At 70.5% G+C, this 325-nt stretch carries 1 pseudogene; it reads right to left on the bottom strand.

Going from position 1 to position 325, the window contains the following annotated elements:
• Positions 1-325: pseudogene (locus tag EN853_RS33425) on the bottom strand (pyridine nucleotide-disulfide oxidoreductase); the annotation flags it as partial.

Raw genomic sequence — 325 nt, forward strand, 5'->3', positions numbered from 1 at the left:
CCGTCAGCATGGCGACCGACGGCGGCACGCGGGCGGCGAAATCGGGCAGACGCGCGATGTTGCAGGCGCCCGACGCCAGCACCACGGTCCGGCACCGCCACTCGCCGCGGTCCGTGCGCACCAGGTATCCCGTACTGTCGCCGCGCACCGAGGTAACTGTCGTATGGGTTTCGACCGGCGCCGAGATCGCCCTGGCATAGCTGCCGAGGAAGTCGATCACCTCAGGCAGCGTCCGGTAGCCGTCCGGGTCGTCGCCGTCATAGCGGAAGCCGGGCAGCCGGCTCTGCCAGTTGGGCGTGAGCAGCCGCAGCGAATCCCACCGCTC

The organism is Mesorhizobium sp. M1C.F.Ca.ET.210.01.1.1, assembly GCF_004791585.1.
Classification (GTDB): domain Bacteria; phylum Pseudomonadota; class Alphaproteobacteria; order Rhizobiales; family Rhizobiaceae; genus Mesorhizobium.